The organism is Parvibaculum sp. (assembly GCF_039973015.1).
Classification (GTDB): Bacteria; Pseudomonadota; Alphaproteobacteria; order Parvibaculales; family Parvibaculaceae; genus Parvibaculum.
Map to the genome: position 1 here is coordinate 180,099 of NZ_JBDWLT010000009.1, position 25,875 is coordinate 205,973.

Here is a 25,875-nt window from a genome sequence, read left to right on the forward strand (position 1 = left end):
CTCGAAAGAGGGGCCCGCTGCGCTGGGTAGCTTTCGGCCCCAGGAGGGTTGGCGTGCAAGGATCGTTTGCTACGCCGGACGCCTGTCCGGCCCTTGTGTTGAATGCGGATTACAGGCCGCTGAGCTACTATCCGCTCTCGCTCTGGTCATGGCAGGATACAATCAAGGCGGTCTTTCTTGACCGCGTGAACATCGTCTCGTCCTATGAGACGCAGGTGCGCTCGCCGACTTTCGAGATGCAGCTGCCGAGCGTCGTCTCCCTGAAATCCTATGTGAAGCCCGCGCGGTTTCCCGCCTTCACGCGATTCAATCTGTTCTTGCGCGACCGCTTCACGTGTCAGTATTGCGGTGCGCGGCACGAACTTACTTTCGATCATGTCATCCCTCGTTCGCGCGGCGGACAGACGACATGGGAAAATGTCGTGACGGCGTGTGCGCCCTGCAATTTGAGGAAGGGCGGCAAGATGCTGGCGCAGACGGAGATGCATCCCATGCAGTTTCCCTTCCGCCCCACGGTTACCGACCTGCACAAGAACGGACGCGCGTTCCCGCCGAACTATCTGCATGACAGCTGGCAGGACTATCTCTACTGGGATAGCGAGCTGGAACCCTGATCAGGCTTTTTCGGAAATTCGGATGGCGAGACGGCAGGCGGCTTTGATGGTGCCAGAGAGCAGCGGATAGGCCGGCGCCTCTTTTGCGCCTGCCGCGATGGCTTCATCGCGATGCTCGACTTCTTCCAGGCGGAACTTCTCGATCGTGTCGCGTAGCGGCTTTTCCTCTTCGCCCATCTGGTCGAGGCGGTTCACCTGCGACTTGTAATGGTCGTCGATCACTTCCTCGACCGCAGCGGTGCAGGCATGTGCAGCCTTTTCGCCGAGTAGTGCCGTCGCCGCGCCCAATGCAAAGCCTGCGACATGCCAGACGGGCGCAAGCGCCGTGGGGCGGACTTGCCGTTCGTTGACGAGTTCATTGAAGCGCGCGAGATGCACTTCCTCGTCCTTGGCCATGCGTTCCAGCGCATTGGCTATTTCCTGCTTGTGGGGCAGGGCGCGGAAGACGGCGCGCTGTCCTTCATAGATGCGCACGGCGCCATATTCGCCTGCGTGATCGACGCGAATCATTTCCTCGATGGCGTCTTCACGCGCCCGGCCGGGCTGCGTGGAAACGCGTGGCGATTTCGGTTTGGTTTCCTTGCCGGTCATCAGATTTCTCCTCTGCTTTCCCGGAAATAGCGCGCGAGGGGCAGCGCGGAAAGGGCTGCAAGAGCCAGGCAAATCAGGAAATTAAATCCGGCGAGCGAGACGCCGAAAACCGACCATGCCGCCTCATCGCAGCGCGGCGGCTTCGCGCCGCCACTGAGCGCCGATTGCAGGTCTTCCAGCGAGTTCGAAACGAGGCTGCCCCCGGCGCAAGTCTCGGGGCCTTCCCACCAGTGATACTCAACGCCTGCGTGATAGGCGGAGATGCCTGCGCCCGTGAGATAGGCGGCGACGCATAACGCGAGAAAGACGAGGACGCCGATACCGATATTTGCCTCGCGGGAGAGAATGCCTGCAATCAGGGCCGCGCCTATCGCGAAGTAATGCGGCTGGCGGCCGAGAAAGCAAAGCTCGCAAGGCACATAGCCCAGGCCATGCTGGAAAAAGAGGGCGCCGCCAATCGTCGCGGCGCTCGCGGCGATCAGAATCCAGGGAATGGCTATTGATGGTATCCGGTCCAGCATGGGGGCATTGAAGCATGGCCGGGAGCCGCTGTCCCGCGCCTTGTCGCCGCATTTGCTGGCCTTGGATGTTAGCCTTGGGCCCCAGCCTTGGAGGTGCCCTTTCTTTTCCATTGAAGGTGAGGCACGGCCCACTATGATGCGCGCCCGACGCTTCAGTGCCCCTGTGGCGGAATGGTAGACGCGGCAGACTCAAAATCTGTTGTTGGCAACAACGTGCTGGTTCGAGTCCGGCCAGGGGCACCAATTTTCAGCCGATCATTCTTTGCATGAGCACAAGGTCGAGCCAGCGGCCGAACTTGGTGCCGACCTCCGGCATGCGCGCGACCTCGCGAAAGCCGAAGCGTTCGTGGAGACGGATGGATGCCCGGTTTTCCGCCTCGATTCCGGCAATCATTGAATGCAGGCCGCGTTTCTCAGCCGCCTCGATCAAGGGCGGCATCAGGGCTCCGGCTATGCCTCGCCCACGCAAATCCGCGCGTACATAGATGGAATTTTCGACAGTGTGCCGGTAGCCCTCATGCGGGCGAAACGGGCCGAAGGTTGCGTAGCCCGCTATGCCGTCCGGTACCGTGGCGACGAGCACCGGAAAACCCTGCGCAGTGCGCCCACGCCACCAGATATGCCGGCCTTCCAGATCCGATTCCGTTTCATTCCAGATCGATGTCGTGTTCGCGACGGCGTCGTTATAGATCGCGAGAATGCCGGGCAGATCGGCCTCTTCAGCGGGGCGGATGGAAGGCAACACCAGCGTCATTGGAAACCTCGGTCGGGCAATAAGCCCAGGGCATTTGTCCTTGCTGAGAGCCTATCAGCGAGGCGCCAAATTCAGGGATAAATAATTTAATTGACCAATCAATTAAATTAAGGGCATGATTTTCCCCGGGTCATGACATCAGGTCATGACATCAGGCCAGGGCATGGCGCCGGGCCACATGTGCAGTGTGCGGCCCCGAGAGCCGGTGGAAGGGATTTCAGAATGATCGAGATGGAACAGGCAAAAGAGCTTCAGAAGAAACTCGCAAGCGAGGGCGTTGAATATTGCTATGCGAGCTATGTGGATGTTCATGGCGTCTCGAAAGCGAAATGCGTACCCGTCAGCCACCTTGCGCAGATGATGGGCGGGTCGGAGCTGTTCACTGTCGGCGCGCTGGAAGGCATGGGACTTGTCGGCCCGCATTTCGACGAATGCGCTGCCGTGCCGGATCTCGCAAGCGCCACGATCCTTCCCTGGGACAAGCGCTATTGCTGGTTTGCCAGCGACATGTATTTCCACGGCGAACCTTACGCAAATTGCAGCCGTGTGATCCTGAAGCGGGCGGCGGAGAAGGCGGCGGCGAGGAAACTTGTCTTCAATCTGGGTATCGAGCCGGAGTTCTATGTGCTGCGCCGCGACGGAGACAGGCTTTTGCCGTTTCAGGACGAGGTCTTTCAGGGATCGACACCGGCTTATGACCTTCACCAGACGGCACTCGCCGGCCCCTTTCTCGAAGAACTCACGCATTATGTCGAAGAGCTCGGCTGGGGCCTTTATTCTTTCGACCAGGAGGGCGGGCATGGTCAGTTCGAAATCGATTTCGGCTATGCCGATGTTCTGACCACGGCTGACCGGCTCACCTTTTTCCGCTTCATGGTGAAGTGCATTGCACGCAAGCACGGCGCGGTTGCGAGCTTCATGCCCAAGCCTTTCAGCAATGACTTTCGCTCAGGGGCGCATCACAACATGTCGCTCATGGACATGGAGACGAAGGAGAATCTCTTCGATACCTCCGCCCGCCCGGCAGGCGAACTGGCGAAAAGCTATGGGCTCGATGCGACGGACGAAACACTTCATTTCGTGGCGGGGCTTCTCGACCATGCGCAGGCGCTCTGCGTCTTCACCTGCCCCAGCTATAATTCCTACAAAGGTTTGATTGCGCAGGGCGACATGCCGGACATGTCATGGGCGCCGGTGCTTCAGGCCTATGGCCGCAATAACCGCTCGGCGATGCTGCGCCTGCCGATGAACCGGCCTTGCATCGAAAATCGTGCGCCGGACATGAGCGCGAACTTCTATCTCTCTTCGGCGCTGAGTCTTCATGCGGGTCTCGACGGCCTCGACCGGAAGGGCGATCCGGGGCTGCCGCTTAACGACAACCTCTATCTTGCGCGCGATATCCGTTCGCAGGGGCGTAATGTCCACCGCCTTCCGCGTACACTTCTTGAAGCATCCGATGCGCTCGATGAAAGCAGCTTCGCGCGCGATGTGCTTGGCGCAGAATTCGTGGACATCTTCGTCGCCCAGAAGCGCAAGGAATGGGATGCGCAGTTCTACACGGTGACGACGAGCGAGCGTGACCGATTCCTCACCGCTGTCTGATCTGCCGCAGAAAAGGAGAAACGCCATGACATCATGGGCGAAATCCACGGGGCCGAAGGTCGGTGAGGCGATTTCGGGCAAGGGCCGCACCATTGCTGTTCTGCCCATCGGCGCCACCGAGCAGCACGGGCCTCACCTCGCAACAGGCACGGATACGATGCTCGCAGAGGCGATCTGCGCTGAAGCTTGCCGCAGGCGAAACGTATTGCTGTTGCCATCCATTCCCTATGGTTGTTCCTACGGCCATTCGGATGCATGGCCGGGCACGCTTTCGCTTTCACCTGAAACGCTGACGACGGTGCTCTGCGAAGTCGCTTCCTGGGCGATAAAGGCAAATGGCATCGACCGGCTTATCTTTATTTCCGGGCATGCAACCAACGGGCCCTCGATCGAGAGTGCGATACTGCGGTTGCGCTATGAATATCCGCAGGCCCGCTTCGCGACGCGCGGGCTTTGGGAAATCTCGGCAGAGGCGCTCCGGCTCTATACGCTGGATGCCGCCGACATCCATGCGAATATTGCAGAGACCTCGATGATGCTTGCGCTGGATCCCGAATGTGCCGAAATGGAGAAAGCGGAAGATGTCGAGGACGTCACGATCGGTCTTGTCTGGCGCTATCCCATGCCTGCGGTTACGAAGAATGGCGTTGTGGGGCGTCCGAGCGAATCCTCTGCTAGTCTGGGCCGCGAAATGCTCGACGCAATTACCGGCGATTTCGAAAAGCTGCTTGAGCAGGCCGAACATGAGGACTGGCCGGAAATTCCCGAGCCTGTGAAAGGCGGAAAAGTGTGACGTCGAAAGGCAAGCGGCAGGACGGCAAGAAGCCTGCCCGCAAAGTAGGGAGACCGGCCGCAGAGGGGCCGAACGAAGCGAAGCGCGATGCGATTGCGGCGGCGGCGCTCAAACTTTTTTCACAATCGGGTGTCGCGGCAGTCTCCAACAGGGATCTCGGAGAGGCAGCCGGCATCAATCCTGCCCTCATTTATTACTATTTCGAAGACAAGGAAGATCTCTTTCAGTTTGCCGTCAGGAAGGCGCTTTCCGATGCGCTTGCAGCCTATGACGAGATCAAGAAAGAGAAGGGCGGGGTCGGGGATCTCGATGCCTGGCTATCGAGCAATCTGCTTCTCTTCGGCGAACTCACGCGCTTTCTGAAGGTCATTCTCGACTATGCGCATTCCGGGCAGCGGTCGGAACAGACGGATGCGGCAATCTCGCGCTTTTACGAAACGGAGACGGGGCTTATCGCCCATGCTCTCGAAGACGAAGGCGCGGGAGCGGGAGAAGCGGAAGATCTCGCGCAGCTCGTGTCCGTTTTTCTGGATGGAATCATGGTGGCCCGCGTCATTCGACCGGACGTCGATTCAGAGCGCCTTATCGAACTGATGCGCGGATTGCTGCAGGGCAAGCTGCGTTAGCGTTCGGTTTCCAGATGATCGTTGATGAGCTTCGCAAACCATTTGCGGAAGCGCTTGATGCCATCCTGGTCGAGCCCTGCCGCTTCCGCGAGCTGCCGTCCGACAATCGCTTCGCCGAAGGCTGCATTCGCGGTCAGCATGGCGATGAAGAGCGTATCTTCCTTGTCCGGCGCGGCAGTTTCCGTTTCCCGCGCATATTCCTCGCGGCGGTCCTGCAGCACTTCCACGATCTCGCCCATGATGTTGTGCGCGTCGGACTCTTCGGTCGCGCGGCCGGTCAGCAGCAGCCAGGAAAGAAGCCGTGCCGTACCCTTGTCGCTCAAGGCCTCGAAGACATGCCCGATATGGTCTGCGGCGTCCCGGCTTGCGTCTCCGTCGCCTAGTGCACCCAGCAATGAATCGCGAAGCTGCTTGTTCGTCCGTGCGATAAGCGCGCGGACAAGACCTTCCCGGCTTTCGAAGTGGTGCAGAATCGCCGGATGGGAAATTCCCACATCGCGGGCGATGTCCTGCAGCCTCAGCCCCTCGGGGCCCTGGCGGGCGAGCCGTTTCTCAGCGGCGTCGAGGATCAGGCGGCGTGCTTCGTCGGCCGTGCGGCGGACCCGCTTCTGGACCGGCTTTTCAGCCGTTTTGGCCAAGGCATTGCCGGCCGTTGCCGGTTTTTTTGCAACGCTGGACACACAAAACTCCTCTTGCGACGCCGAATATATTGACAAGAATGTCAGTACTTCCTATATATCAGGTCAAGGCTGATAGCAGCAGGCTTACTATAGCAACGGGACATAACCCATGACGATTGCAAGCCCAACAGAGTTTAACGGCGCCGATGTGGCGAAGCGCAAGCGCAAGCATATTCAGCCTCTCAAGGCTTTGCGCGCGATCCGTGCCCTCATTGCCGACAAGGAAGATACGAGTCAGGTCTTCCGCATTATCGACGCCCTTTCGGGCGGCGCCAATGACCGGCAGTTCAACCGTTTCGTGAAAACGGAAACGGGGCAGCGCATTCTCAATGAGAAGCGCAACCTGATTACCGCCCTCAACGAGCGCGAATATCTCTCAAGCCTGCCGGAAGGCACTCTCGGTCACACCTATTACGAGTTCATGGCGGAAGAAGACCTGACCGCCGATGGTCTCGTGGAGGCAAGCGAGGTCGTGCCGGAGCGCGAAGGCCGTACCGAGGCCGAGCGCATTTTTGGCTACCGTCTGCGCGATCAGCACGATCTCTGGCATGTGACCAGCGGCTATGGCCGAGACGGGCTTGGAGAACTTGCCTTGCTCGCCTTCACCTACGCACAGACGCGCAATCGCGGTATCGGCTTCATTGTGCTGGTGGGTGCGCGAATTACGAGCAAAACGGTCCCTGACGTGAAGGTCTGGCGCGTTCTTCGCGAGGCTTATCGTAACGGAAAGAAAGCGGCCTGGTTGCCCCAGACCGATTGGGAGGCCATGCTTTCCAAACCCCTTTCCGAAGTTCGGGAACTGCTCAAGATCGAGACCCCGACAGCCTATCGCGAAGCTCAGCCCTTCGCCCTTGCCGCGGAAAAGGCCTTCAAGGAGATGCGGGCGGAACAGGAGCAGAAGCTCGCCGCCTGATCCGGGCCCCTAAGGTTCTGACGGACTTTGGCACCGGCGCCGTCCCCGCTATGCTTGCGAGAGCTAGATTGAAAGGGGATGGGGCCGGTGCTGACCGTTTATGGATTGAAGAACTGCGATACGTGCCGCAAAGCACTGAAGTGGCTGGAAGCCGAAAATATTCCTCACAAGTTTCACGATGTTCGCGCCGATGGCGTTGAGGCGTCGGATGTAAGGCGTTTCGTCAAATCTGCCGGCTGGGAAGCCCTTCTCAACAAGGCCAGCACGACCTGGCGCAGCCTTCCTGAAAAGCAAAAGGCTGATGTAAGCGAGGCTGACGCCGTTCGGTTGATGAGTGAAAACCCGACGCTGATCAAGCGTCCCGTCTTCGACTTCGGCAAAGAAGGCCTGATTGTCGGCTTCCGCGAGCCGCAAAAGGCTGCCGTCCAGAAGGCGGCGGGCAAATGAAAATGCGGCGCCGGAACACCGGCGGGCCGATGCTCGATCTGCCGCTGGAGACGCCGCGGCTCATTCTGCGTGATTTCACCGCTCGCGATTTTGAAGCTGTCCATGCCTATTCCTCACGCGAGGAGGTAACGAGATTTCTCGTCTGGGGTCCAAACACCACGCTGCAGAGCAAGCAGACAATTCGTGCCTATCTCGATGACCAGAAAGAAAGCCCCCGGCATAATTTCGATCTCGCAATCGTTCGCAAAGGAGAGGGGCGGCGCGGTGCCGGCCAGCGCCTTATCGGCGGTGTGGGACTCAAGCTTGTCGACTGGGAAAACCGTACAGCCGAAATCGGATATGTTCTTCATCCGGACTATTGGGGCGAAGGATATGCGCTTGAGGCGGCTCAAATCGTTGCCCATGCGGGCTTTGCCGACCTGGGATTGCAGAGGATCATTGCTACCTGCGACCAGCGCAACAAGGCTTCCGCCCGGGTAATGGAAAAACTCGGCATGCGCCGTGAGGGCGTGTTTAGCGGCAGCAAATATATCCAGGGTGAGTGGTCGGACGAGTTTCTCTACGCGGTCCTGGCCTGTGATTTCGGCCTGTAATGGGGCTCTGGATTTGGGTGGGGGAGGCGATCCTGCATGACCCGCAGGTTCTTTTTACAGGTCGCTGACGGGTTTCGACAGAAGCGCCTCGTCCGGCTCCCGGACATTTTCTCCCCGCCGGATCAGGAACTCGATCCATGTTCCCCGGTCTCTCGTCTCCAAAAGCTCGTGCCCGGCCTCCGCGCAAAAATGCGGCATGTCGATCCGTGCGACGGGGTCGCTCGCGAATACCCTTAACAATCTGCCGGGTTCCAGCCGGAGCAGCCGTTTTCGGGCGCGCAAGACCGGCAGCGGGCAGCGCTGGCCGATCACGTCGAGCAGAACCTCGCCCTCTTCTTGATTCATCGTATTTTCGCCGCCCATCCGGGTTTCCCCGAAGCCCAATTTTGTTGCGGTGCGCATAATGCCGCCGCATCCGGCTCCTGTCACGCCGGGCCGTGATAACGTCGATTTTACGCTGCGAAAAACCGGCTTTTCTTGACGCTTCCGCGGGGTGGCAGGCATAACAGAAGCAAGCGAGAAATTCGCATAACTTTAATCGGGAAGGACGGCAGAGATGGGTCTTGTCAAACGGATCGGCAACGAAATCACCTTCGTGCGAGCCGCGCTCCGTTCGCTGGGAAAGCTGAAGGAGATCAGGGAGGACACCACCCGCACCTTCTCGGACACGATCGAAACGCTGGCAGAAGAAAAGCCCGACAACATCGCCATCTATTTCGAGGACCGGAAGCTCACCTACCGCGAATACAATGCCGAGGCTAACCGTTATGCGCGCTGGCTGAAGGAGCAGGGGCTCGGCCGTGGCGACGTCGTGGCGCTGATGATGGAGAACCGGCCGGAATATCTCATCGCATGGCTCGGGATCATCAAGGCGGGGGCAACGGCTGCTCTCATCAATACAAACCTGATAAAGGCTCCGCTGGCGCATTGCCTCAACATCTCGAACGCCGATCACGTCGTTCTCGGGGCCGAGCTTGCCGAACATTACTCCTCGGCAGCCGATCAGCTTGAAAGGCCGATGACGGTCTGGGCGACGGGCGGGCCGATACAGGGCGCCCATGATCTCGACGCGGCGCTGGCCCAGCAGTCCGACGAGCGGTTGCCGTCCGATCTTCGCAAGGATGTGACGCAGGACGACGACGCTCTTTTCATCTACACGAGCGGCACCACGGGCAACCCGAAGGCGGCGCGTATTCCGCATGTTCGCCTCAGGACCATGATGGGGGCCTTTTCGGCAGGCGCGAAAGCGACCGAAAAGGACCGCATGTATGTGGTGCTACCGCTCTACCATTCGGCGGGCGGTGTATGCGCCATCGGCACGACGCTGACCGTAGGTGGTTCGGTCATTCTGCGGCGCAAGTTTTCGGCGACGCATTTCTGGGACGATACCGTCAAGTATAAGGCGACGCTCTTCCAGTATATCGGCGAGCTTTGCCGTTATCTGCTCAACACGGAAAAGCACCCCAAGGAACGCAAGCACAAGATCCGCCTCGCAGTCGGCAATGGATTGCGGCCCGAGATCTGGACGACTTTCCAGAAGCGTTTCCGTATTCCGCGCGTCCTCGAATTCTACGGTGCGACGGAAGGCAATGTGGCGCTGATGAATTTCGACGGTACGCCGGGCGCCATCGGGCGCGTTCCCGGCTGGGCCAAGGCCAAGTTCAATGTCGAGATCGTGAAGTTCGACATCGAGAATGAGCAGCCGGTGCGGGGTCAGGACGGCTTCTGCATGAAGGCGGCGCCGGGTGAGGCTGGCGAGGCACTGGGCAAGATTACCGACGACCCGGAGCAGCCGACGGGCCGTTTCGATGGCTATGCCAAAAAGGAAGAAACCGAAAAGAAGATTCTGCGCGATGTGTTCGAGAAGGGCGATATGTGGTTTCGCACAGGCGACCTTCTGCGTCAGGACAAGCTCGGTTATTTCTATTTCGTCGATCGTATCGGCGATACGTTCCGCTGGAAGGGCGAGAACGTCGCGACCTCGGAAGTTGCGGAGGCAATTTCCGTTTTCCCGGGCGTCAAGGAAGCCAATGTCTATGGCGTTCATGTGCCGGGAGCAGATGGCCGCGCGGGCATGGCCTCTATCGTGGCGGAGAATGGTACGCTGGATGTCGACAAGTTCCATTCACAGATGCTGAAGGAATTGCCGGACTATGCCGTGCCGGTTTTCCTGCGTATCCAGCCGGAAATGGAAGTCACCGGCACTTTCAAGCACCGCAAGGTGGAACTCGTGAAGGAAGGCTTCGACCCTTCGGTCATAGCGGAGCCGATCTTCTTCAACTGTCCGGTGCAGAAGAAATACGTGCCTGTCGACCAGCATCTCTACGGCAAGATTTGTGCGGGTGAGTTCAGGCTCTAGAGCGGCATCTCAGGGAAATAAAAAGGGCGGCTCCTTCGAGCCGCCCTTTCTGTATCTGCTCGCCGGAAGGTTTACTCTGCGGCGTCGCTCTTCTTGTTAAGGCCCATCGCATCCAGAATCTCTGGACGGATGTTTTCGGTCCCTTTCTTTTCGACATGCTGTGCAACACGGCTGCCGACAGCCATCATGGCTTCGCCCATGAAGGTCGGACGATTGTCGCGGGCCCAGTTCAGCGAGGTCTCGCGGTTGTCGTTCAGCTGCTGGAACTTCGGGAAGACATAGCGCGCCATAAGTTCGTAGGAACGCTGGGTGTTTTCCCAATTGGCCCAGTTATGCGCGAGCTGCATGAAGCAGCCGAAGCCGCCGGACTGCGCCTGAAGGCGCTCGATCTGCGCGATGGCGTCGTCGGGTGTACCGATCACGGCCATGCCCGAAGCGATCAGCGCATCGACAGGGTCGGAACCGTCGGTCGGGGCAAGCGGGAGAGCGGCCACTTCGCGGAAATAATAGAGCCACTGCTCAAGACCGAAGCGCACATTTTCGCGGGCCTTTTCGCGCGTCTCGGCGATATGGACCGGGCCGACAAGCCGCCACTGGTTTCGGTCGATGGTCTTGCCGTTGTCCTTTGCCGTGTCCTCGCAGATCGCCCAGTTGGAGGACAGGGCGTTGAAACCGCCGGCAGAGGTTGCGCCAATCGAGAGAAGGCCGAGACCGTGACGGCCTGCGGCGGTCGCTCCCGTGGGCGACACCTGGCTTGCGACGGCGATGTCCACCGAAGGCCGCGACCAAGGCGTCATCTGGAGCTGCGCGTCCTTCAGTTCGAACCAGTCTGTCTTTGCGGTGACCTTCTCACCGCGCAACAGCGGAACGATCACGTCGAGCGCTTCGTCCATCATGTCGCGCTGCTTTGCGACCGTTATGCCCATCATGAAGGCATCGGAGGGAAGCGAGCCCGGGCCGACGCCGAGCATTACGCGGCCGCGCGTGATGTGGTCGAGCTGGTTGATGCGGTCGGCAAGCATCAGCGGGTGGTGATAGGGAAGCGAGGAAACACCGGTGCCGAGCTTGATGTTGCGTGTGCGTTCGGCGACCGTCGCGATGAAGAGTTCGGGGCTCGCAATCAGTTCGTAGCCGGCCGAGTGATGTTCGCCGATCCAGGCTTCGTCATAGCCGAGCCTGTCCATCAGCTGGACGAGTTCGATGTCGCGTTCGAGGGCGAGGGTCGGGTTTTCGTTCAGCGGATGAAAAGGCGCGATGAAGGCGCCAAACCGCATTTTCTGTCCTGGCATGAATGTGTTTCCTCGGTTGTGACTTATTGGCGTGATTTCTTTGTGTGCATCGGAATGCCGATGGAGCCTTTTGTCTATAAATATTGTTGCGATCAGTCCGCGGCGCCGCGCTTCTTCGCTTTTTCTTCTTCTTCGGCATGGTGCTTGGCGATGGTCGCCATGGCCGCATTCGTGGCCGCACCGATGAACTCACCGGCATTTTCCGTGGCCCAGGCGAGGCTTTCCTCGCGGGCCGTGTTGGCACCGTGGAATTTGGGCTTCACATGGCGGGCAAAGAGCTCGTAGGAGCGCTTGGTGTTCTCGAAATTCGCCCAGTTGTGCGCCAGCATCAGATAGGCACCAAAGCCCGGGATTTTTTCCTGCAGCCGCTCAAGCTGTGCGATGGCGTCGTCGGGCGTGCCGATGATGCCCTGTCCGCTTTCGATCATGGCATCGATCGGATCCTTGTCGCCCTGCGCGTCGAGGCCCATCGGATTAATGGAGCCGAAATAGCGGCGCCACTTCTCGAAGCCGTATTTCACCTGCTCGCGTGCTTCCTCGCGCGTCTCTGCAAGATGCATGGGACCGACAAGGCGGAGCTTCGAGGGGTCCATGGTCGTGCCGTTTTCGGCAGCGGTCTTGTTGGCAACTTCCCAGTTGATCGCAAGTGCATCGTAACCGGCGGTATTCGTTGCTGCGACGCAGAGCATGCCGAGCCCGTGCTTGCCGGCGAGTTTGCCGCCCGATGGCGTCACGGAGCTTGCAACGGCGACTTCCGGGTAGGGGTCGCTGAAGGGGCGAAGCTGAAGCTTTGCCTTGTTGAGCGAGAACCACTCGGTTTCGGCGGTAACCGTTTCGCCCTTGAAGAGGCGCAGGATCACTTCGAGGGCTTCCACCATGCGGTCGCGTTGCTTGGCGACTTCGATGCCGAGCATGTAGGCGTCGGAGGGAAGAAGACCGGGGCCGACACCGAACATAACGCGGCCCTGCGTCTGGTGATCAAGCTGAATGATGCGATCTGCCGCCATCAGCGGGTTGTGATAGGGAAGGGAGACCACGCCGGTGCCGAGCTTGATGCGATGAGTACGCTCGGCGGCAGCGGCAATAAAGAGTTCGGGGCTTGAAATGATTTCATAGCCTGCCGAGTGGTGCTCGCCGATCCAGGCTTCCTCGAAGCCGAGCTTGTCGAGCCATTCCACGAGTTCGATGTCGCGCCGGATCGCCAATGTCGGATCTTCGTCCACCGGATGGAATGGCGCGAGAAATATGCCGCTGCGCAGCTTGCCCATTTGTCTCTCCCTGTCTTTTCGATAGTGCGTTTCGATTGTCGAGTGCGGCTCACGCCTTCTTTTTGAGGCCGTTGAGCTGGAAATCGAGAAGCCCGCGATTGATGTCGTCCGTATCCGATTCAGGGTTTTGCAGCCACCAGGCGGTAAAGGCGCTCCAGGCGGCAACAAGCGCAACAGCGGCCACTTCCGGCTGGCAATAAGTCACGAATTCGCCGCGTTCCTGTCCCCGCGCGACGATGCGCGTCACAAGGTCCAGCACGCTTTCGTTCGCGGCGGCGGCCTTGCTGACGAGCGCGGGCTGGTCGAGGAAGTCGCGCAGCATCTTGTGCATGACCGGCGCGTTCAGCTCCCATGCTTCGCGCAGGACGGAAACGAGAAGCAGCAGTTCCTCCTCGGCGCTTCCCGTGTGGCCCGCCAGCCGCTCGGCTAGCGAATGCGTTATTTCCTCGTTGAAGGCGGTGATAAGGGCGGATTTCCCGGCGAAATGAAGAAAGAAAGTCGCCTTGGCGATCCCTGCGGCCGCACAGATGTCTTCAATGGTGACATTGTCATAGTCGCTGTCGGCGAAGAGCCGCATCGCGGAGCGGTAGATCTCCTGGCGCGTACGCTCTTTCTTGCCCGCGCGGCGCGGAGTGTTTTCCGCCTTGGGGGCCATTTTCGATTTCAGAAGCTTCGTCATGCTTTGGCCGTCTCCTTACAACGAAATTAGACCTTGGTATATTTTTTCACAAGTCCGCATTTTTCGCGGGAGCCGGAATGGGGTGGGGCGTTGCGGGGCTAGGGCTCATACCCTAAGACTCTGGGTACAAATCATAAGAAGATTCCGGGAGAAAATCATGGGACGGGTAGATGGCAAGGTCGCGCTGGTTACGGGGGCGGCAAGCGGTATCGGACGGGGTGCGGCGGTTGCGCTCGCGGCGGAGGGCGCCAAGATTGTTGTCACCGATGTCGATGAGGCGGGCCTCAAGGAAACGGTCGATATCATCGTGAAGGCGGGCGGCACGGCGAGCGCTCACAAGCAGGACGTGACCAGCGAAGAGCGCTGGAAGGAAATCGTTGCCGCTGCGAAGGACGAATTCGGCGGGCTCCATATTCTCGTCAACAATGCGGGAATCGGCATCGGCGCCTCTGTCTTCGAAATGAGCTATGAGGATTGGCAGCGCCAGCAGGCGATCAATGTCGATGGCGTCTTCTTTGGCGTGAAGCACGGCATTCCGCTTATCGCGGCTTCGGGCGGCGGCTCGGTCATCAATATTTCCTCGGTCGCGGGGCTTCAGGGTGCGCCGGGTCTTGCCGGCTATTGTGCGACGAAGGGCGCCGTCCGGCTCTTCTCAAAGGCCGTGGCGCTTGAATGTGCGCAGGCGCAGATGAGTGTCCGCGTGAACTCTGTTCACCCCGGCATTATCGACACGGCGATCTGGCAGAAAATCCCGCAGGGCGGTGGCGGCGTCGGTGCTGTTTCTTCCAGCGTGCTGCAACTGCCGGAAGGAGCGAACACGATCGATCCGAACGCTATCGCGACGGTCGGTGCACCGCTTGGCTATGCCGGTATTCCCGCCGACATTGCAGCGGGTATCGTTTTCCTTGCGTCGGACGAGTCGCGCTACATGACGGGTTCGGAACTCGTTATTGATGGCGGTATGACGGCACGCTGAGACGCTTATTGCGTCTGGACGATTTCGTCTGTGATGCGCCAGTAGCCATCGAGCCACTGGACGACTTCGCGGGCACAAGGATGATCGGCGGCGGCGTAGCGATTTCGCAGCGCCGCCGTTTCCTTGTCCGTCATGCCGTCGAGCCCCTTGCCCTGCAGAAGTGGCAGGTCGTCTGCAAGCATTCGCGCAAGCGGTCCGCCGCACACGGCTTCTGCGGCCGCGAGAAATGCCGTATCGGCCTCATCCATGCTGCCGCGATAGTTTGCTTCGAGCGTCAGCATCGGAATGCGGCTGAGACAGGGCTGGGACGCCGGGTTTACGCCATGCGCAGACATATGCTCGCCTGCTTCCCTTGGGCGTCCCTCGAAGGCGCGCAGATGCAGAAAGGGCGACATGCGCTGGCCATCATTCACCGGGTAATTGTCCCAGATGAACGGGCGCCGCTTCAGCGTTTCGGTAACGTGGGCTAGGTGAGCGGCGGGAATTTCCTTCGAGCAGACTTTCGGTCCCGTCCAGAATATTTCGATTGCGGGATCGAGCCGCGCCCCAAGCGCTTCGAGGTAGCCCTCCGGCCTTTCGCCGAAAACGCGGTCGAGAATCGGATCGTCCGTATAGTAGCTCGGACAAATGATGAGCCTGCCCGCCTTCGTTCGCTCCGCCGCGCATTCGATGATTTCGATCTGCTTTTCTGCAAGCCCCGGCAGATCGCCGCGCATGTCATCGAACAGGATCGCGAGGTCGTCGATCCCCATTTCGTCCAGCCATGCAAGCTTTTGGGCCAGCGCCTCGCGCGCCGCATCGTCGAAATCGAGATAGAGTTCGTAGGGGCTCAGCCCCGCGCCGAAGCGCACACCTTCCGCCCGGCAATGCGCCGCAAGCTCAGTGAGCCGTTCGGCTTCTTCCGCCGGATGCGGCTCGTTCCAGCGGCGGCGGAGAAACGTGTCGGCTTTCGGCGCGTAGAGATAGAAGCGATAGCCATGCGGTGCGAGGGCACTCACATGGGCGGCGCGCGCCTCCCAGTCCCAGGGACGTCCGTAGAAACCTTCGATGGTGCCAAGCTCGGGAATCATGCGCTCAAGACTATCATGACTTCATGACGAGGAAGCCTGCCCTCGGGAAATGCACCACAACGTCGCCGACCCGCGGATCGTTCCGCTTGATGGCGATGTGCTGGGCCGAAGAGGAAACGAGGTCGCCAATGACCGGATCGCGGCCATAGTCGTCCGCCATCACCGTCACTGCGTCGCCGGGTTTGAAGCCGTTCGGCTCGCCGGGATCGGCTTTTGCCTCTTCCGTGCTTGTGGCAGCCTTCGCAATGTCGAGCGCTTCTTCGCGGGAGATTTCCTGCCGCTTGCCATGTCCGATGTCTGCCACGTGCTTTTCCCAGGCGAGGACGCCGGGGAATGTCTCAATGATTTTTACGCCATTGGGGCTCGTCCAGCGCACGAAGGCCAGATTGTAGAAAGCGCTCGCATCGGCAAGGCCCGGTTCGTCGCCGATCAGGAATTTGCGTCCATCGGCAAGCTGTTCTTCGAGCCAGCCAAGCTGCGCGCGGAACTGTTCAGCCATCATCGGCGATGCTGCCTTCATGCCCTCGATGTCGAAGGGCCGTCCCGTCAGCTGTTCGCGGTCCTTTATGAAGGCATCGTCGGCGAGAGGCGTGCCGCCGCCGAAGATAATGGCGACCGCTGCCTGAAAGAAAACACGATCCGTCCACATGGCTGTGCCCCAGCCGAGTCCCTTGTCGGCGCCGGGGAAGAGCGTCGGGGAGGGGAACCGCTTTTCGAGTTCGCGCAAGATGATCTGCGTATCGCAATAGACATCCGCGCCGATCTGCATGACGGGGATTTTCCTATAGCCGCCTGTCAGCGCGACGAGGTCGGGTTTCGGCATGATCACCGGTTCGTCGCAAGCGTACCATTCGAGGCTCTTGATGCCGAATGCCACGCGCACCTTCTCCGAGAAAGGCGAGATGTCGTACTGGTGGAAAATGATCGATTGCGCGGTCGCGGCCATGTTCTTTTCCCTATTCGAATTCGTAGCTGAAGCGGATGTTGTTTTTCTTCAGGCCGTCGAGAACGATCTCGGGCCCGCCGGTTTTCATCATCCATTCGAGACGGTGGTCGCGATACTCACGCTTGAAGAGCCCCTGCTCGAGAATATCCGCGACCTGCTGCATCCCCGCGACGCTGTCGAGCGCCTCTTGTGCGGTGCGTGCAACGCTTGGGCGTTCATTGGCGCGCGCAAGCCACTTGCCGAGCGGTGAGCCTTCGTCCGGCCCGTTGCCGAAGCCCACGGAGGCATTCACGTAAGGCACGACGGAGAGATCGCCCCAGCCGAAGGCGCGGTCGGCAAACCAGTCGCCATTCCCGAGCTGCTTCGTCAGCCAGCTCTGGATTTTCGCTGTCTGTTCCGAAGCGTGCTCTTGTATCTCCGCGGCCTTGTCCCCTGTGGCCCGGCGGAAATAGGCAATCTCGCCAAGCCCCCAGTTGATCGCCTCGTAATGTGTGTCGCAGACCTCTTCGATCATGCGCATTTTCGCGCGCGCTTCCGGCGTTGCCGGCCGCATGGCGGGAGAAGGGAACTTGTCTTCCAGATATTCGAGGATGATGGTCGAATCGAAGATGCGGGTGTCGCCATCGATGAGGGCGGGTACTTCGGCGCGCGGATTGGCGGCGGCGAATTCGCCCTTCGCGCCCCCGGCGCCGATGCCGTCGGGTGTCCGCAGATCGAGATCGAGATTCTTCTCGCGCGCGGAGATTTTCACCTTCTGCGCGTAAGGCGAGAGCGGGTGTTCGTAAAGAATAACCATGATTTTCTCCCGAATGGCGTGGCGCGGATCATCGGGTGCATGCGAGCACCTGTCCACAGCCGCAACGATCACGGATGCGTGACGTTCCGCCTTGCACCGGGGGGCGCCCGATTACCCTGCGTCAGCCGCGAAGGCGACCTTGCCGTTTCGTGAGTTCCGCCATCTGGCCGAAGATCGTCGGCACGTCGTTCGGTGTGTCGTCGTCCGAGTATTCCTTGTAGAGCGTTGCGACGTTCACGACGATGCGCTCGCCATCGCCCCAGCTGTCATAGTCCGTCATGTCGATGTCGAGCGCGGCCTCGAAAGCCGGCAGCCCCGCATCGTAGCGTTTGCGCGTTTCGTCGCGGATATAGGTGAGGTAGTCGCGCACGGCCTTCACGCCGTTCTTGCCGGTGATGGGGCCATGGCCCGGTACCACCGTCTCGACATCCATCGCGATGATCTTGTCGCAGGCATCGATCCAGTTCGAAACCGGACCTTCCCACATGATGGGATGCCCTTCGATGAACAATATGTCGCCGGTGAAGACTGTCTTGTCGGCGGGCACATAGACGAGCGCATCGCCGGGCGTATGGGCGGGGCCGACATGCATGATGCGGATTTCCTTCGAACCCACATGCCGCGTCAGTTCGGTCTCGAAGGTTACGGTGGGCAGCGTTTGCGTTACGCCCTTGAAGTCGAAGGGACCGAAACACTGCGTCACGTATTTCCCGAGGTCGCCCATCTGCGGCGCCATGTCGAGAAAGCCAACGAGAAGCTGGGGCGGCTCATGGCGCATACCCTCGACGGCAAGTTTGTGCGCAATGATTTCCGCGCCGTGGCAGCATTCGTTGCCATTGCAATGGTCGCCATTGTGATGCGTGTTGACGACTGTGTGGATCTTCGCCGCCGCTTTAGGTTCGGCCTTGCGCATCGCGCCAAGCATCTCCCTCGTCAGCGGCACGTCGAACAGGGTGTCGATCAGGAAGCTTTCGCCGCAATCGACCACGAGGCCTGCATTCGACCAGCCCCAGCCGCCGTCAGGCTGCAGCCAGGCATAGCCGCCATTGCCGAGATCGTGGAGTCCCTTGGTGTATTGAAACCGGCTCAAGCCCAGACCCATGATGTTCTCCCCCGCTAGCTGTCAATTTCCGTTCAGGAAATGCCCGTCATGCCGCTGTCGACGGCGAGCGTTTGTGCCGTGATGTAGACGCTTTCATCGGAGACGAGGAAGAGCGCCGCATAGGCGATCTCCCATCCCGTCGCCTGCCGCCCGAAAGGGACGGGCGTTCGCCCGCGTGATGGACGGCCTTGCGTCGCGAGGCGGCCGAGCGGCGTATCGACAAGGCCGGGCGCCACGATGTTCGCGCGGATGCCGCGCCGCGATCCCTCAAGCGCGACATGGCGCATCAGCCCGCCAAGCGCCGCCTTCGATGCGTCATAGGCGGGTAGCCGCGACCCGGCGACAAGCCCCGCGATGGAGGAGATGAAAACGATGGGCGAGCCGTCCGCGAGCTGCGGCAGCGCCGCCTTGCAGCAAAGCATGGGCCCGCGCAGATTTACGGCGAGTACCTTGTCCCAGGCGTCCGGCTCCGCACCCTGCAGGCCAAGTCCGCCGACACCGATCCCCACATTGAGCACCAGCCCGTTCAGTGTGCCGAGTGCCGTTTCCGCTTCGCCGATCATCGCTTCGATGTCGCCGGGTTTCGATATGTCTGCTTCGATGGCGTGGGCCTTGCCGCCTTCCTTCACGATCTGCGCGACCGTATCTTCCGCCGACTTGAGGTTCATGTCGGCAACCGCGACCTCCGCGCCTTCCCGCGCGAAGAGAAGCGACATGGCTCGTCCATTGCCGACTGGATCGGTCGCGGCGTCGAGTACTTGCTGGCCGCCGCCCACCACGAGGATGCGCCGGCCCGTGAGCCTTCCGCGTCCCGGTGCCTCGCCTTCGGATTCCGGCGAAAGCGGACGGATATAGCCTTCTTTCTCAACCATGATTTTTCATGCTCCGCCTGATTTCGTCGAGGCCGCTTGTCGCAATGTCCGTTTCCTCGAGGTCGATCTCGAATGTTTCGAGATAGCGGCAGACGAGCAGATAGACGCCGATAATGACGACGAGTTCCTGCATGCCCGCATCGCCCAGATGCACATGTGCGGCGGCAAACAGCTTCCCGTCCGCTTTTACATTCGCCACCTGGTCATCGGTAAAGGCGAGCACGGCGTTCTCCGTCTCGCTGAAGAGGGGCGAGGGAAGGGTGCCTTCCGCCGCCTCGATCCGCTCCGGGCTCATGCCGAGCATCCGCGAGACACGGCGGTGCTGATGTTGTTCGTAATGCGATGCGCAAAGATGCCCGACACGCAGGATCACGAGTTCCCGCAGTTCCGCATCGAGAAGGCCCTCGTTCAGATAGGCGTTGATAAGCGCCATGAAGGGCACGAAAGAAGGTCCGCTCCCGGCCAGCATGCGGAAGATATTGAGCTGCGGCAGGTCTTGCAGCAGCTCGTGGTTTGCCTTTGGCAGGGCCGCCGGATCTGGATAGGAAATGCGCGCCATCCCTGTCAGGCCTCAACGCCGGGCAGCTTCAGGCCCGATTTGTGGCCCGGCTCCTCGATATCGACATCGAAGGTCTCCAGGAAGTTCGAGACCAGCGAATAGAAGCCGATCGCGATGACGAGTTCCTGGAGCTGCTTGTAGCCAAGCTTTTCGGCCAGCGGATTGAAGGTCGCGTCGGAGGCACGCGTATTCTTCACCACATCATCGGTGAAGCGCATCACTTCGCGCTGCGTTTCGTCGAAGATCTTTGCCTCCGGCCCTTCATGGATCGCCTCGATGAGGTCGTCGGACATGCCGAGCTTCCGGGAGATCGCCTCGTGCTGGTAAACCTCGTAAGAGGAGCCGCGCAGCACGCCTGTCCGCACAATGGCGATTTCGCGCAGCACCGGATCGAGTTCCCCGTGGATCAGGATTTCGTTTCCGAGCTTGATGAAGCCGTCGAGCATGTCGCCCGAATGGCCGAGCATCCTGAAGATGTTGAGGTTCGGCAGCTTCTCATAGACCTTCGCGGCGCGTCCGGTTGCCTGGGCGGGGTCGAAATAGGGGATGCGGGCCATGCTCGCTTGTTCCTTCCCTGAATGGTGTTTTCTTTGCCGGGCAGTCTAACCCGCGCCGACGCTGCGTCCAGCCGCATCGGCTGCCATATCGTGCCCGTGTGCGGCCCGGCTTTGCTTGCCCCGCCCGAAAGGGCAGCTACACTGGCGCGCAACAGAGCCCGAAAAGGGCCGCCAAATGGACCCGAAGCGCCGGGCGGAGGGCTTGCGCGCGCAGCGGGAGAAAGTGCCAAAACGGCCTGACCGGGGAGGGATCGATATCATGTTCGACGCCGAACGTATTAAATGTGTTGCCGATATTACGCGCGCGCAGGCCGCTCGTCGGCCCGATGCCGTCGCGCAGGTCTTCGAGGGCCGGGAGACGAGTTATGCCGAGCTTGACCGGCGCGCCAGCCAGGTGGCGCAGGCCCTCATCGAGGACGGGAGCAAGCCCGATACCCGCATCGGCTTCATGGGCAAAAGCTCGGACCGCTATTTCGAGATGCTCTACGGCGCCTTCAAGGCGAAGTCCGTGGTCGTCGGTATCAACTGGCGTCTTGCCGCGCCGGAAGTCGCCTATGTGCTGAACGACTCCGGGACCGAAATCCTGTTTGTCGGTGCCGAGTTCTACGACATTGTCGAAAAGGTGCTGCCGGAATGTCCGGGTGTGCGCAAGGTGATCGCGCTCGATGGCGGTCGCAACGACTGGCAATCCTTCGATGACTGGCGCGACGCGGCCAAACCCGAAGATCCGATGCTGCCCGCCGCGCCGGACGATGATGTGATCCAGCTTTATACGAGCGGCACGACAGGCCATCCGAAAGGTGTGCAGCTCACCAATGCGAACTACATTTCCATCTTCAGGCAGGGCGAGGGGGCAGGCTGGGCGAACTGGGACGAGAGGGATGTCGTTCTTGTCTGTATGCCGCTCTTTCACGTCGCGGGCGTCAATATCGGCATTCTCGGCAATCTGCATGGCTGCCGGAACGTGATCCTGAAGGATGTCGATCCGCAAGTGATCCTGCAGCTTGTCGAAAGCGAAAAGCTCACCATCGCTTTCATGGTGCCCGCAGTCATTCTCTTCCTTCTGCAGCAGCCGAATATCGCATCCACCGATGTTTCGAGCCTCCGGCAAATTCTCTATGGCGCCTCGCCCATTGCGGAAGATGTGCTTCGCCGCGCGCAAGACACATTCAAGGGCGCGGGCTTCGTTCAGCTCTACGGCTTGACGGAAACGGCGGGCGGGGCCACCAGCCTGCCGCCGGACGCGCATGATCCGGCGAAAGGAAAGCTCCGTTCCTGCGGTATCGTCAGCCCCGACATGGAAATCCGCGTCGTGGACGAAAACGGCGAGGATGTGCCGGTCGGTGATGTCGGCGAGATCGTCATTCGCGGCGGCTCGGTCATGAAGGGCTACTGGAACCGCGCCGAGGCGACGGAAGATGCGATCCGCGACGGCTGGTTCCATTCAGGCGATGCGGGCTTCTTCGACAAGGACGGCTATCTCTTCATCCATGACCGGGTGAAGGACATGATCGTTTCTGGTGGTGAAAACATCTATCCCGCCGAAGTCGAGAACGCGCTTTTCGGTCATCCGGCCATTGCCGATGCCGCCGTTATCGGTGTGCCGCATGAAAAATGGGGTGAGGCAGTGAAAGCCATCGTCGTGCTGAAGCCCGGCGAGCAGGCCAGTCCCGAGGACATCATCGCTTTCGCAAAGACGCGCATCGCCGGCTACAAGGTGCCAAAATCCGTCGATTTCATCGAGGCTCTGCCACGCAATCCCTCAGGCAAGATTCTCCGCCGTGAGCTGCGCGCTCCCTACTGGGAAGGCCGCACCCGCATGATCAACTGACGGGCGCAGAATTCGAAATCAAAGAACCCGGGCTGCCCGCGTCAAAACCGGCGAGCCCTGAAAGACATTCATAGTGGAGAAATGCAATGAGCCTCGCAGAGGACATGGGAAGCCCCGCGCCGTTCAAGCCGCTGAAGCAGAAACCGCCGAAGGTGAGCGTGAAGCGCGGTGACGACGGCGCGATCTATATCTCATCGGATCATCCGCTGCCCGAGATGAAGCGCAGCGTGCCGCATATTCTCGAAGAGCGTGCCGCCGAACACCCCGAGCGCAACTTCATCGGCGAGCGCGATGCCGATGGCGCCTGGCGGTTCATCACCTATGGGCAAGCCAACGCGAAGGCCGATGCCGTCGCCGCCGCCCTTCTCGCGCGCGGCTTCGACAATTCGACGCCGCTCATGATCCTGTCGGGAAATTCCATTGCCCATGCCGTCATGACGCTGGGCGCGATGAAGGCGGGCGTGCCCGTCGCACCGGTCAGCGTTCCCTATTCGCTGATGAGTTCCGACTTTGCGAAGCTTCGTCATGTTGTCGCTCTCACGCAGCCGAAGATGATCTTTGCCGACAATGGCGACCTCTTTGCTAAGGCGCTTGCCGCCGTTGGCGATGGCGCCGAGATCGTCACGCAGTCGGGCAGCGTTTCCGGCGCGACCTCCTATGACGACCTCGTCTCGACTGCGCCGGACGATGCCGTGCGCGCCTCGATGGAAAAGATCGGCCACGATACGGTTGCCAAATATCTCTTCACTTCCGGCTCCACCGGCATGCCGAAGGGCGTTGTCCAGACGCATCGCATGATGGTGGCACAGGTCGCGGCGGGCGAAGCGCTCCGCAGCGAAGAGCCGGACCCGAACGAAATTCCGCAGAGCCTCGAATGGATGCCGTGGAACCATATTTCCGCCGGCAATATCGGCTTCAATGGCAATATGTCGTCTGGTGGCACGGTTCATCTCGATGCGGGCAAGCCCGTTCCCGGCATGTTCGACCAGACGATTGCCAATCTGCGTGAGGTTTCCCCGCGCGTCTTCGGCTCCGCGCCTGTCGCCTTCGCGATGCTGGCGGACGCGATGGAGCGCGACGAGGCGCTGCGTGCGAGCTTCTTCAAGAACCTCGAATATATGGGCTATGGCGGTGCAACGCTGTCGAGCGACATATATGACCGCATGCAGGCGCTTGCGGTTGCGGAGACGGGCATGCGCATTCCGCTCACCACTATGTATGGCGCGACGGAGACGCAAGGCATCACCGTCGTCCATTGGGTGACGGAGCGCGTCGGTCTCGTCGGTCTTCCTGTTCCGGGCATCACGCTGAAGCTCGTGCCGAATGGGGCGAAGCTCGAAGTGCGCGTAAAGGGACCGACCGTCACGCCCGGATATGTTAACGATCCCAAAAAGACGGCGGAAGTTTTCGATGAAGAAGGTTTCTACAGCCTCGGCGATGCGGCAAAGTTTCTTGATGAGACGAAACCGGAGCTCGGCCTTGTGTTCGATGGGCGCGTGACGGAAGACTTCAAGCTGTCTTCGGGCACATGGGTCTCGACCGGTACGCTGCGCGCCGATGCGGTTGGTGCCTGCACGCCGCTCGTTCAGGACGCGGTCGTCTGCGGTCTCGACAAGCCTTATATTGCGCTGCTCGCCTGGCCGAATATCGCAGGCGCGCGGAAGATCGCGGGGCTCCCCGACGATGCGGACCCGCAGGCGGTCATCTCACACCCGAAAGTTGTCGAGCATCTGCGCGCCGCGCTTCAGAAACACAACAAGGCGGGCGGCGGGTCGTCCACGCGCATCGCGCGCATTCACCTGATGCTTGAGCCGCCCTCGATCGACGGGCACGAGATCACCGACAAGGGCTATGTGAACCAGGCGGCTACGGCTTCGCGCCGCGCCCATCTTGTCGAGCGTCTTTATCAGGACCCGGTGCCTGAAGATGTGATTGTGGTTTGAGGTGTTGCCATGATCCGTCCGCGCGACGTTCTCGATTTTTGGTTCGCAGCCGGACCGGAAAAATGGTTCAAGAAGAGCGACACCTTCGACGCCGAAATCCGCCGCCGCTTCGGCGAGACGCATGCGCAAGCCGCTGCGGGCAAGCTCGATGGCTGGGCGGCGGATGCGCAGGGCATGCTCGCGCTCATCCTCGTGCTCGACCAGTTTTCCCGCAATCTCTGGCGCAACGATCATCGCGCCTTCACGCAGGATGCGAAAGCGCTTGCGCTTGCCGATGAGGCCGTGCGCCGCCGTTTGGACGTCGAGACGCCGGTCACTGCGCGCAAATGGTTCTACATGCCCTATATGCATTCGGAAGATCTCGCAGCGCAGGAGCGCGGTCTCGTCTATTTCGCGCAGCGTCTCGACGATCCCGAAACGATGAAATTTGCCATTGAGCATGCCGATATCATCCGCCGCTTTGGCCGTTTTCCCCATCGCAACGGGGTCGTGGGGCGCGAGACGACGCCGGAGGAACAGAGTTTCCTCGATGAAGGCGGCTTCGCCGGTTGATATTTCTTCTCTTGGTTCTCTTTCCGAACTGACTATGTATCCTGCTTCAGGATGCTGAAGCGGGAGGATGATCATGGTCGAAACGGCAATCGTCGCAGGCGTCGGGCCTGAGAGGGGGCTTGGCGCGGTGCTGTCTCACCGTGCGGCGGGCGAGGGGCTGCATGTCTTCGTCGCGGGCCGCACGCTCGAAAAGCTCGAGGCCGTCGCCGGGGCGATCCGGGCGGAAGGCGGCCAGGCGACGGCTTTCCTTTGCGACGTGACGGATGAGGCGCAGATGATCGACCTGTGGAACTGCGCCGAGCAAACGGGGCCTGTGAAACTTGCCATCTACAATGCGGGCAACAACATGCCGGGCAAGGTTTCGGGCATGACGGCGGACTATTTCGAGCGCTGCTGGCGGGTCTGCACCTTCGGCGCCTTTCTCTTCGCGCGCGAGGCGTCCGACCATATGAGCCCGCGCGGTGAGGGTACGATCCTCTTCACCGGCGCATCGTCCAGCATGCGCGGCAAGGAAGGTTTCGCCGCCTTTTCCGCCGCCAAGGGCGGACTTCGCACCTTTGCGCAGAGTGTTGCGAAGGAGCTCGGCCCCCTCGGTCTCCATGTCGGGCATGTCGTGATCGATGGCGGCATTTCCGGCGAGAAGCTGCATACGCTGGTGCCGGATTATGCGGCCCTGCGGGAGCAGGAAGGCCGCCTGATCGATCTCGGAGGCATTGCCGAGGCATTCATTCAGCTTCACCGCCAGAAGCGCTCCGCCTGGAGCTTCGAAATCGACATCCGCACCCATGCCGAACCCTGGTAGGGCAAGGCGGCGGCAAAATCGGCCGCATTCCGCCCTTTTCGTTCCGGCAAAGCTTGCCGGGCCCTCCGGCACGGGCAGGGCGGCTTTCTCTTAAGCTATTGATTTTATTTGCATCCTCTCTTTGGTCCGGCGGTTGCAAT

Annotated in this window: 28 protein-coding genes and 1 tRNA gene; 14 read left to right on the top strand and 15 right to left on the bottom strand. The window is 60.5% G+C overall.

The annotated features are described in order from the left end of the window. Positions 1-53 precede the first annotated feature (53 nt). Positions 54-614: an HNH endonuclease gene (locus ABJO61_RS10520; RefSeq protein WP_348328206.1), complete on the top strand. Its 561-nt coding sequence runs from the start codon at positions 54-56 to the stop codon at positions 612-614. On the opposite strand, the gene ABJO61_RS10525 is transcribed toward ABJO61_RS10520, so the two are convergent. Both ABJO61_RS10525 and ABJO61_RS10530 read right to left on the bottom strand, forming a co-directional pair. Then, on the bottom strand, positions 615-1,205 hold the full coding sequence (locus ABJO61_RS10525) for a demethoxyubiquinone hydroxylase family protein (RefSeq protein WP_348328209.1): 591 nt from the start codon (positions 1,203-1,205) through the stop codon (positions 615-617). Further along, positions 1,205-1,726 carry a disulfide bond formation protein B gene (locus ABJO61_RS10530; RefSeq protein WP_348328212.1) on the bottom strand — a complete coding sequence of 174 codons (522 nt, stop codon included), beginning with the start codon at positions 1,724-1,726 and terminating at the stop codon, positions 1,205-1,207. Before ABJO61_RS10530 ends, ABJO61_RS10525 begins: the two co-directional genes overlap by 1 nt. 157 nt (positions 1,727-1,883) lie before the next feature. Here ABJO61_RS10530 and ABJO61_RS10535 point away from each other — a divergent pair. Further along, positions 1,884-1,969 (top strand) — tRNA-Leu (locus ABJO61_RS10535). A 4-nt stretch (positions 1,970-1,973) separates the two neighbouring features. Here ABJO61_RS10535 and ABJO61_RS10540 read toward each other — a convergent pair. After that, entirely contained in the window at positions 1,974-2,480 is a 507-nt protein-coding gene (locus ABJO61_RS10540) for an N-acetyltransferase family protein (protein ID WP_348328214.1), read from the bottom strand. A gap of 222 nt (positions 2,481-2,702) precedes the next feature. Between ABJO61_RS10540 and ABJO61_RS10545 the strand changes: the two genes are divergently transcribed. The 3 genes from ABJO61_RS10545 to ABJO61_RS10555 are packed head-to-tail and all read left to right on the top strand — an operon-like array spanning position 2,703 to position 5,501. Beyond that, on the top strand, positions 2,703-4,082 hold the full coding sequence (locus ABJO61_RS10545) for a glutamine synthetase (protein ID WP_348328217.1): 1,380 nt from the start codon (positions 2,703-2,705) through the stop codon (positions 4,080-4,082). A 25-nt stretch (positions 4,083-4,107) separates the two neighbouring features. Next, positions 4,108-4,875 carry a creatininase family protein gene (locus ABJO61_RS10550; RefSeq protein WP_348328220.1) on the top strand — a complete coding sequence of 256 codons (768 nt, stop codon included), beginning with the start codon at positions 4,108-4,110 and terminating at the stop codon, positions 4,873-4,875. Further along, positions 4,872-5,501, top strand: coding sequence for a TetR/AcrR family transcriptional regulator (locus tag ABJO61_RS10555; protein WP_348328223.1), 630 nt, complete (start codon positions 4,872-4,874; stop codon positions 5,499-5,501). Before ABJO61_RS10550 ends, ABJO61_RS10555 begins: the two co-directional genes overlap by 4 nt. Here ABJO61_RS10555 and ABJO61_RS10560 read toward each other — a convergent pair. Beyond that, positions 5,498-6,181, bottom strand: coding sequence for a TetR/AcrR family transcriptional regulator (locus tag ABJO61_RS10560; RefSeq protein WP_348328226.1), 684 nt, complete (start codon positions 6,179-6,181; stop codon positions 5,498-5,500). The genes ABJO61_RS10555 and ABJO61_RS10560 overlap by 4 nt on opposite strands. Positions 6,182-6,290: 109 nt before the next feature. On the opposite strand from ABJO61_RS10560, the gene ABJO61_RS10565 reads away from it, so the two are divergent. The 3 genes from ABJO61_RS10565 (at position 6,291) to ABJO61_RS10575 (ending at position 8,134) form a co-directional block, all read left to right on the top strand. Beyond that, positions 6,291-7,094, top strand: a complete 804-nt coding sequence (locus tag ABJO61_RS10565) for a Coq4 family protein (RefSeq protein ID WP_348328229.1) — start codon at positions 6,291-6,293, stop codon at positions 7,092-7,094. A gap of 78 nt (positions 7,095-7,172) precedes the next feature. After that, a complete protein-coding gene (locus tag ABJO61_RS10570) occupies positions 7,173-7,541 on the top strand; it encodes an ArsC family reductase (RefSeq protein WP_348328232.1) in 369 nt (122 codons plus the stop codon). Continuing rightward, positions 7,538-8,134 carry a GNAT family N-acetyltransferase gene (locus tag ABJO61_RS10575; protein WP_348330910.1) on the top strand — a complete coding sequence of 199 codons (597 nt, stop codon included), beginning with the start codon at positions 7,538-7,540 and terminating at the stop codon, positions 8,132-8,134. The genes ABJO61_RS10570 and ABJO61_RS10575 overlap by 4 nt, the downstream gene beginning before the upstream one ends. Before the next feature lie 54 nt (positions 8,135-8,188). Here ABJO61_RS10575 and ABJO61_RS10580 read toward each other — a convergent pair whose 3' ends face one another. Continuing rightward, positions 8,189-8,479 (bottom strand): sulfurtransferase TusA family protein, encoded by a 291-nt coding sequence (locus tag ABJO61_RS10580; RefSeq protein ID WP_348328238.1) that lies wholly within the window; start codon positions 8,477-8,479, stop codon positions 8,189-8,191. A 211-nt stretch (positions 8,480-8,690) separates the two neighbouring features. Here ABJO61_RS10580 and ABJO61_RS10585 point away from each other — a divergent pair, with 211 nt between their 5' ends. Continuing rightward, a complete protein-coding gene (locus tag ABJO61_RS10585; protein ID WP_348328241.1) occupies positions 8,691-10,493 on the top strand; it encodes a long-chain-acyl-CoA synthetase in 1,803 nt (600 codons plus the stop codon). 71 nt (positions 10,494-10,564) lie between these two features. Here ABJO61_RS10585 and ABJO61_RS10590 read toward each other — a convergent pair whose 3' ends face one another. From ABJO61_RS10590 to ABJO61_RS10600, 3 genes are all read right to left on the bottom strand, one after another. Beyond that, positions 10,565-11,782: an LLM class flavin-dependent oxidoreductase gene (locus ABJO61_RS10590; RefSeq protein ID WP_348328244.1), complete on the bottom strand. Its 1,218-nt coding sequence runs from the start codon at positions 11,780-11,782 to the stop codon at positions 10,565-10,567. A 92-nt stretch (positions 11,783-11,874) separates the two neighbouring features. Then, on the bottom strand, positions 11,875-13,050 hold the full coding sequence (locus ABJO61_RS10595) for an LLM class flavin-dependent oxidoreductase (RefSeq protein ID WP_348328247.1): 1,176 nt from the start codon (positions 13,048-13,050) through the stop codon (positions 11,875-11,877). A 49-nt stretch (positions 13,051-13,099) separates the two neighbouring features. Next, positions 13,100-13,729 (bottom strand): TetR/AcrR family transcriptional regulator, encoded by a 630-nt coding sequence (locus tag ABJO61_RS10600; RefSeq protein ID WP_348328250.1) that lies wholly within the window; start codon positions 13,727-13,729, stop codon positions 13,100-13,102. Positions 13,730-13,883: 154 nt separating this feature from the next. Between ABJO61_RS10600 and ABJO61_RS10605 the strand changes: the two genes are divergently transcribed. Then, on the top strand, positions 13,884-14,705 hold the full coding sequence (locus ABJO61_RS10605; RefSeq protein ID WP_348328596.1) for an SDR family oxidoreductase: 822 nt from the start codon (positions 13,884-13,886) through the stop codon (positions 14,703-14,705). Positions 14,706-14,710: 5 nt separating this feature from the next. On the opposite strand, the gene ABJO61_RS10610 is transcribed toward ABJO61_RS10605, so the two are convergent. The 7 genes from ABJO61_RS10610 to ABJO61_RS10640 form a co-directional block, all read right to left on the bottom strand. Next, a complete protein-coding gene (locus ABJO61_RS10610; RefSeq protein ID WP_348328253.1) occupies positions 14,711-15,775 on the bottom strand; it encodes a beta-N-acetylglucosaminidase domain-containing protein in 1,065 nt (354 codons plus the stop codon). A gap of 13 nt (positions 15,776-15,788) precedes the next feature. Next, complete coding sequence (locus tag ABJO61_RS10615; RefSeq protein ID WP_348328256.1) at positions 15,789-16,721, bottom strand: glutathione S-transferase family protein; 933 nt, start codon at positions 16,719-16,721, stop codon at positions 15,789-15,791. 10 nt (positions 16,722-16,731) lie between these two features. Further along, entirely contained in the window at positions 16,732-17,517 is a 786-nt protein-coding gene (locus ABJO61_RS10620) for a glutathione S-transferase family protein (protein ID WP_348328259.1), read from the bottom strand. A gap of 121 nt (positions 17,518-17,638) precedes the next feature. After that, positions 17,639-18,619: an MBL fold metallo-hydrolase gene (locus ABJO61_RS10625; RefSeq protein ID WP_348328262.1), complete on the bottom strand. Its 981-nt coding sequence runs from the start codon at positions 18,617-18,619 to the stop codon at positions 17,639-17,641. A gap of 32 nt (positions 18,620-18,651) precedes the next feature. Further along, entirely contained in the window at positions 18,652-19,491 is an 840-nt protein-coding gene (locus ABJO61_RS10630; protein WP_348330913.1) for an SDR family oxidoreductase, read from the bottom strand. Further along, positions 19,484-20,050, bottom strand: a complete 567-nt coding sequence (locus tag ABJO61_RS10635; protein WP_348328268.1) for a carboxymuconolactone decarboxylase family protein — start codon at positions 20,048-20,050, stop codon at positions 19,484-19,486. Before ABJO61_RS10635 ends, ABJO61_RS10630 begins: the two co-directional genes overlap by 8 nt. 5 nt (positions 20,051-20,055) lie before the next feature. Then, the gene (locus ABJO61_RS10640; protein ID WP_348328271.1) at positions 20,056-20,607 is read right to left on the bottom strand and encodes a carboxymuconolactone decarboxylase family protein; all 552 of its coding nucleotides are present in this window, start codon (positions 20,605-20,607) and stop codon (positions 20,056-20,058) included. A gap of 259 nt (positions 20,608-20,866) precedes the next feature. Between ABJO61_RS10640 and ABJO61_RS10645 the strand changes: the two genes are divergently transcribed. The 4 genes from ABJO61_RS10645 to ABJO61_RS10660 all read left to right on the top strand — a co-directional run bounded on the left by ABJO61_RS10645 (position 20,867) and on the right by ABJO61_RS10660 (position 25,735). Then, positions 20,867-22,438 carry a fatty acid--CoA ligase gene (locus ABJO61_RS10645; RefSeq protein WP_348328274.1) on the top strand — a complete coding sequence of 524 codons (1,572 nt, stop codon included), beginning with the start codon at positions 20,867-20,869 and terminating at the stop codon, positions 22,436-22,438. A gap of 86 nt (positions 22,439-22,524) precedes the next feature. After that, a complete protein-coding gene (locus ABJO61_RS10650) occupies positions 22,525-24,381 on the top strand; it encodes an AMP-binding protein (RefSeq protein WP_348328277.1) in 1,857 nt (618 codons plus the stop codon). Between the two features lie 9 nt (positions 24,382-24,390). Next, the gene (locus tag ABJO61_RS10655) at positions 24,391-24,933 is read left to right on the top strand and encodes a DUF924 family protein (protein WP_348328280.1); all 543 of its coding nucleotides are present in this window, start codon (positions 24,391-24,393) and stop codon (positions 24,931-24,933) included. A 73-nt stretch (positions 24,934-25,006) separates the two neighbouring features. Then, the gene (locus ABJO61_RS10660; protein WP_348328283.1) at positions 25,007-25,735 is read left to right on the top strand and encodes an SDR family NAD(P)-dependent oxidoreductase; all 729 of its coding nucleotides are present in this window, start codon (positions 25,007-25,009) and stop codon (positions 25,733-25,735) included. The last annotated feature ends 140 nt before the right edge of the window (positions 25,736-25,875 follow it).

Bases quoted from the DNA above. Each gene is read 5' to 3' on its own strand.
- ABJO61_RS10580 (WP_348328238.1), bottom strand. From the start codon at position 8,479: ATGAATCAAGAAGAGGGCGAGGTTCTGCTCGACGTGATCGGCCAGCGC.
- ABJO61_RS10615 (WP_348328256.1), bottom strand. From the start codon at position 16,721: ATGGCCGCGACCGCGCAATCGATCATTTTCCACCAGTACGACATCTCG.
- ABJO61_RS10585 (WP_348328241.1), top strand. From the start codon at position 8,691: ATGGGTCTTGTCAAACGGATCGGCAACGAAATCACCTTCGTGCGAGCC.
- ABJO61_RS10570 (WP_348328232.1), top strand. From the start codon at position 7,173: ATGGGGCCGGTGCTGACCGTTTATGGATTGAAGAACTGCGATACGTGC.
- ABJO61_RS10540 (WP_348328214.1), bottom strand. From the start codon at position 2,480: ATGACGCTGGTGTTGCCTTCCATCCGCCCCGCTGAAGAGGCCGATCTG.
- ABJO61_RS10620 (WP_348328259.1), bottom strand. From the start codon at position 17,517: ATGGTTATTCTTTACGAACACCCGCTCTCGCCTTACGCGCAGAAGGTG.
- ABJO61_RS10550 (WP_348328220.1), top strand. From the start codon at position 4,108: ATGACATCATGGGCGAAATCCACGGGGCCGAAGGTCGGTGAGGCGATT.
- ABJO61_RS10640 (WP_348328271.1), bottom strand. From the start codon at position 20,607: ATGGCCCGCATCCCCTATTTCGACCCCGCCCAGGCAACCGGACGCGCC.
- ABJO61_RS10625 (WP_348328262.1), bottom strand. From the start codon at position 18,619: ATGGGTCTGGGCTTGAGCCGGTTTCAATACACCAAGGGACTCCACGAT.
- ABJO61_RS10635 (WP_348328268.1), bottom strand. From the start codon at position 20,050: ATGGCGCGCATTTCCTATCCAGATCCGGCGGCCCTGCCAAAGGCAAAC.
- ABJO61_RS10630 (WP_348330913.1), bottom strand. From the start codon at position 19,491: ATGGTTGAGAAAGAAGGCTATATCCGTCCGCTTTCGCCGGAATCCGAA.
- ABJO61_RS10590 (WP_348328244.1), bottom strand. From the start codon at position 11,782: ATGCCAGGACAGAAAATGCGGTTTGGCGCCTTCATCGCGCCTTTTCAT.
- ABJO61_RS10645 (WP_348328274.1), top strand. From the start codon at position 20,867: ATGTTCGACGCCGAACGTATTAAATGTGTTGCCGATATTACGCGCGCG.
- ABJO61_RS10575 (WP_348330910.1), top strand. From the start codon at position 7,538: ATGAAAATGCGGCGCCGGAACACCGGCGGGCCGATGCTCGATCTGCCG.
- ABJO61_RS10660 (WP_348328283.1), top strand. From the start codon at position 25,007: ATGGTCGAAACGGCAATCGTCGCAGGCGTCGGGCCTGAGAGGGGGCTT.
- ABJO61_RS10610 (WP_348328253.1), bottom strand. From the start codon at position 15,775: ATGATTCCCGAGCTTGGCACCATCGAAGGTTTCTACGGACGTCCCTGG.
- ABJO61_RS10530 (WP_348328212.1), bottom strand. From the start codon at position 1,726: ATGCTGGACCGGATACCATCAATAGCCATTCCCTGGATTCTGATCGCC.
- ABJO61_RS10565 (WP_348328229.1), top strand. From the start codon at position 6,291: ATGACGATTGCAAGCCCAACAGAGTTTAACGGCGCCGATGTGGCGAAG.
- ABJO61_RS10545 (WP_348328217.1), top strand. From the start codon at position 2,703: ATGATCGAGATGGAACAGGCAAAAGAGCTTCAGAAGAAACTCGCAAGC.
- ABJO61_RS10595 (WP_348328247.1), bottom strand. From the start codon at position 13,050: ATGGGCAAGCTGCGCAGCGGCATATTTCTCGCGCCATTCCATCCGGTG.
- ABJO61_RS10650 (WP_348328277.1), top strand. From the start codon at position 22,525: ATGAGCCTCGCAGAGGACATGGGAAGCCCCGCGCCGTTCAAGCCGCTG.
- ABJO61_RS10655 (WP_348328280.1), top strand. From the start codon at position 24,391: ATGATCCGTCCGCGCGACGTTCTCGATTTTTGGTTCGCAGCCGGACCG.
- ABJO61_RS10525 (WP_348328209.1), bottom strand. From the start codon at position 1,205: ATGACCGGCAAGGAAACCAAACCGAAATCGCCACGCGTTTCCACGCAG.
- ABJO61_RS10600 (WP_348328250.1), bottom strand. From the start codon at position 13,729: ATGACGAAGCTTCTGAAATCGAAAATGGCCCCCAAGGCGGAAAACACT.